This is a genomic window from Microcoleus sp. B3-D7, from assembly GCF_036705305.1.
Classification (GTDB): domain Bacteria; phylum Cyanobacteriota; class Cyanobacteriia; order Cyanobacteriales; family Microcoleaceae; genus Microcoleus.
This window is the reverse complement of the sequence record NZ_JAUBUE010000102.1, coordinates 1-5,167: the sequence shown is the minus strand read 5'-3', so window position 1 is coordinate 5,167 and position 5,167 is coordinate 1. Positions and strand designations below refer to the sequence as shown.

At 38.1% G+C, this 5,167-nt stretch carries 2 protein-coding genes; both read left to right on the top strand.

The window, feature by feature from the left end; all coding sequences use genetic code 11:
- Window positions 1-672: HAMP domain-containing sensor histidine kinase (locus tag QUB25_RS29290; protein ID WP_333188948.1), on the top strand; the 672-nt coding region annotated here is incomplete at its 5' end.
- Window positions 673-1,094: 422 nt separating this feature from the next.
- Window positions 1,095-5,167: serine/threonine-protein kinase PknK (locus tag QUB25_RS29285; RefSeq protein WP_333188946.1), on the top strand; the 4,073-nt coding region annotated here is incomplete at its 3' end.

Here is a 5,167-nt window from a genome sequence, read left to right as displayed (position 1 = left end):
GTCACCGTTGCGTCAGCTTTAGCAGAACATACCACAGAATTTGCTTCTACTTATAAGAGTGGCAAAATGAAACGCTCCGAGCTCGAAGAATTTTTGGAGATAGCCACCACTAGCAGCAACTCCCTTCTAACCAATCTCAATCAAGCAGCAGCATTAATTCGGAGCTTTAAAGAAGTGGCAGTCGATCGCTCTAGCGAAGAACGACGAACTTTCGGGGTAAGAAATTATCTCGATGAAATTTTAATCCAATTAAAACCAAAATTGAGAAATAGCCAACATTCGATCGAAATTAAGGGAGACACTAAGATTGCCATAGATTCTTATCCAGGTGCTTTATCCCAAGTTGTCACAAATTTACTGATGAACTCTCTGATTCATGCTTACGAACCTGGCGAATCTGGTCAGCTCGTTTTTAATTGGCAACAAGAGGGATCTCGACTTAGCTTTGAATATTCCGATGATGGTCAAGGCATTCCCCCAGAAAATTTAAGTAAAATTTTCGAGCCATTCTTTACTACCAAACGCGGTCAGGGTGGTAGCGGGTTGGGATTGCATATTGTCTACAATTTAGTTACCCAAAAACTTTTGGGTGAAATAGAATGTAAAAGTGAGGTCGGAGTCGGCACCAAATTTATTATTAAGTTACCCCTACAAATCGATGCAAAACCGTAGTTTCCCAAATCAAAAGATCGGTAATAAACATAGGTAAGCAGCTATGGACAATATTTACGGTTTTTCAACTCAAGAATCCTCTCAAAAAATGCTCTTAGCTGAAGGATTTAACTCAGATGCGGATCTAGGCATATCTGACGAGCGATCTAGTAACTATAACAAGCCCTACAAATCTGCTCTGAAGACCAAGGGATCTCGCCCTTGGTCTCTGTTCTGCCTGCTTTTGGAGGAAGCTGCGAGATCCCTCCTAATATGAATCTTTATTTGTATTTTTTTTAAGAAATGTTAAATAAAATTATTTTTAGTAAATCTTAAGTTTTTATGAAAGTGTAGAGTAGAATTAGGTATCAGAGCATACATCTACTTATAAATTGACACTTCCTCAAAAACTTGTATATTAATATTTAAGAGAGGCTGCAAAAATGATTAACTTAGCAGGCTACGAAATTACGAACCCAATTCATGAAAGTAACAATTCTTTAGTTTACCGAGGACTGAGAAAGCAAGACAACCAACCAGTCATTATCAAATTTCTCAAGCAAGATTATCCGCTGCCAGCTTCGTTAGTCAGATACAAGCAGGAATACGAAATTACACGCAATCTTGACCTAGAAAGTGTCCCTAAAACCTACAGCTTAGAGAGATACCAGAACAGTTTGGCTATTATTTTCGAGGATAGTGGTGGAGAAGCATTAAAGCTGTGGTTGGCTGCTCAAAAACTTACCTTAGAAGAGTTTTTGCCAACCGCTATTAAAATAACCAGAGCTTTAGGTCAAATTCATCAACATAACATTATTCATAAAGATATCAACCCGAGCAATATTATTATTAATGCGACAACAGGGCTAGTCCAAATCATAGATTTTGGCATCTCTACTGTTTTAACTCGTGAGAATCCTACCCTAAAAAATCCTAATGTTTTAGAAGGCACTCTCAGCTATATATCGCCGGAACAAACAGGCAGAATGAACCGAGCGATCGACTACCGCACTGATTTTTACTCATTAGGAGTCACTTTTTACGAACTGCTAACGGGGCAACTGCCATGGGATTACAACGATGCAATGGAATTAGTGCACTGTCATATTGCTAAACAAGCAGTGCCGCCCCATGAAATTAATCCAGAAATTCCTAAAGCGGTTTCTGAGATTGTAGTAAAACTGTTAGAAAAAACGGCTGAAAAAAGATACCAAAGTGCTTGGGGAATTATCGCAGATTTAGAAGAATGTCTGGAACAACTACAGGCTAAAGGAACGATTGTAGATTTTGATCTCGCCCAAAAAGATATTAGTGATAAGTTTCAAATACCTCAAAAACTTTATGGTAGAGAACGCGAAATTGAAACCTTATTAGCAGCATTCCAGCGCGTCAGCAATGGCACAACAGAAATTATGTTAGTGTCGGGTTACTCTGGCATTGGTAAATCAGCCTTAGTGCAAGAAGTTTATAAACCTATTACTAAGGCTAACGGTTATTTTATTGCCGGAAAATTTGACCAATTTCAACGCAATATTCCTTATGCGGCTGTAGTCAAATCCTTTCAGTCTTTAGTCAAGCAACTATTAACTGAAACCGAAACGCAACTGGGCGCCTGGAAAGAAAAACTTTTAGCGACGTTTGGTGATAACGGTCAAGTTATTATTGATGTCATTCCAGAAGTAGAACTCATCGTTGGCAAACAACCCCCCGTCCAAGAATTAGGTGCTAGCGAATCACAAAACCGCTTTAATTTAATCTTTCAAAAATTCATCCGCGTATTTTGCTCAGCCGAGCATCCTTTAGTCATTTTTTTAGACGATTTACAATGGGCTGATTCCGCTACTCTGAAATTGCTCGAAATAATGATGGCCGATGAAGGAACAAAATATTTATTTTTAATCGGCGCGTATCGGGATAACGAAGTGAATCCCAACCATCCGTTAATTATAACGCTGGATTTGCTTCGGACTAAAGGTGCCATTATTAATGAAATCACCTTAACTCCTTTAGCCCTAGAACATATTAGCAACCTAATTGCCGACACGCTACATACTAACGCAGTAGGGCAATTAGCAGAATTAGCTATCAAAAAAACTTCTGGCAATCCCTTCTTTGTCAATCAATTTTTCAAAACCCTGTTTCAGGAAAACTTACTGAAATTTATTCCCCCCTCCCAAGGCCGCCATGCCCAATGGCAATGGGACATGGGTCAAATTGAGGCCATCGGAATTACTGATAATGTTGTGGAGTTAATGATTAGGAAGTTAAGAAAATTTTCTGCCGCAACCCAAAAGATTTTACAGTTAGCTGCTTGTGTCGGTAATACATTTAATTTACATACTCTTTCTATCATTCAAGAAACAACAGCCGTCGTAACTTATTACGACCTTTTACCTGCCATACAGGAAGGATTAGTATTGCCGATTTCTGAATGGGAAACTACACCGGAAGAAATAATAGACGCTCGCCTCGTAATTATTTCTTTCAAATTTCTCCATGACAGAGTGCAACAAGCGGCTTATGCCCTCATTCCCCAAGAGGAAAAAAAGGAAACTCATTTAAAAATCGGTCAATTAGTTCTCAAGGATACTGCGGAGAAAGAATTAGAAGAGAAAATATTTGACATTATTAATCATTTGAATATAGGCGCAGAACTCTTGACCTGTTCAGAATCAATTTATGAATTAGCAAAGTTGAATTTAATTGCTGGTAAAAAAGCTAAGGCTTCGGCCGCTTATGAACCTGCTTTAAAATATCTAAAAGCGGCCCTCAAAATATTGCCTCAAAATATTTGGGAGGAAGATTATCGGTTAATTTTTGAGTTATACCAAGAACAGGCAGAGTGCGAATATCTTTGTAGCAATTTTGAAAAAGCCGAAGAACTTTTTGATTTGCTGCTAACTAAAGCTAAATCTAATTTAGATAAAGCAGCGATTCAAAATATGCGCTTAATATTTTATGATAATACTGGCAAATATATAGCGAACATTAAAGTAGGTTCAGAAGCCTTAATAGATTTAGGGTTAACCTGGCCTAACAGTAATGACGAACTGCTAGCCCAATTAGAATTAGAGTTGCAGACCTATCGCACGCACCTCCAAACAATTAAAATAGCAGATTTAATTGATGCCTCTGCAATGCAAGACCGAGAAATTATGGCTTGTATGCAGATATTGATGAATATGACTGGGCCTGCTTATTTTACTGACCAAGACTTACTCGCTTTGACTACATTAAAGATGGTGAATCTCTCCATCCAATATGGCAATTCTGACGTATCTCCTCATGGCTATGCGTTCTGGGGAATTTTAGCTGGATCGAGATTAGGGGATTATGAAGCTGGTTATCAGTTTGGTATATTAGCCATAGATTTGAATGAAAAACTTAATAATTTTAAGTTAATATGTAAAGTTTCTAATTTATTTGCGGGGTTAATCGGTCACTGGCGCAGCCATATGCGAACGAATCTGCCTATTTTTAGAAAAGGTTATCAAGCCGGGATTGAAACTGGGGATATTTATGCTTGCTATATTGCGTACAATTCTATTGTGCAAAAAATTTTAATGGGAGAGAAATTAAGTAGCGTTCTGGAAGAATCTTATAAATATACCGAATATTTACTAAAGATAAAAAATCAAGTCTTTGTAGAGGCACAAATTATGTGCCAGCATTTTGTCTTTAATCTACAAGGTTTGACAGCAGATAAATTCTCATTGAGCAGCGATCGCTTTAATGAAAATGGCTGTATGCAAATGGGGCAGGAAAGTCAGTTTTCCCCCGGCATAGCATTGTATAGGACATTGAAAGCTCAACTTTTTTTCCTGTATGAAAACTATGCTGAAGCGTTGAACCCCGCTAATTCAAGTGAAGAAATGCTCCCCTTTACAATCGGACTTGCCAACGAATCTGAACATTATTTTTACCATTCTTTGATTTTATTGAATGTTATTCTTCAAGCGAGTCCAATTGAAAAAGCCGAGTATTATTCAAAGCTGGCAATAAATCAAGAAAAAATGAAAATTTGGGCGAATAATTGTCCGGAAAACTATTTACATAAGTATCTGCTCGTTGAAGCAGAAATAGCGCGGGTAGCTGGGAAAGATTTAGAAGCAATGGATTTATACGACAAAGCGATCGCTTCGGCTAGAGAAAACGACTATATCCAGAACGAAGCTTTGGCGAACGAACTAGCGGCTAAATTCTGGTTTGCTAAAGGCAAAGAAGATTTTGCTCAACTTTATATGCAAAAAGCTCATTATAGCTACCAACTCTGGGGCGCTATAGCTAAAGTTGAGGATTTAGAACAAAAATACCCCCAATTCCTAGCTAGAACCAAAACCACAACTCAAACAAAAGTTAACACAACAACCAATGCGCCTACTACCACTAGCACCAATTTGGGAGAGACGCTAGATTTAGCCACAGTAATGAAAGCTTCCCAAGCAATTTCAGGTGAAATAGTTTTGAGTAAGCTACTGGAAAGATTGATGAAAATCGCCATCGAAAATGCAGGCGC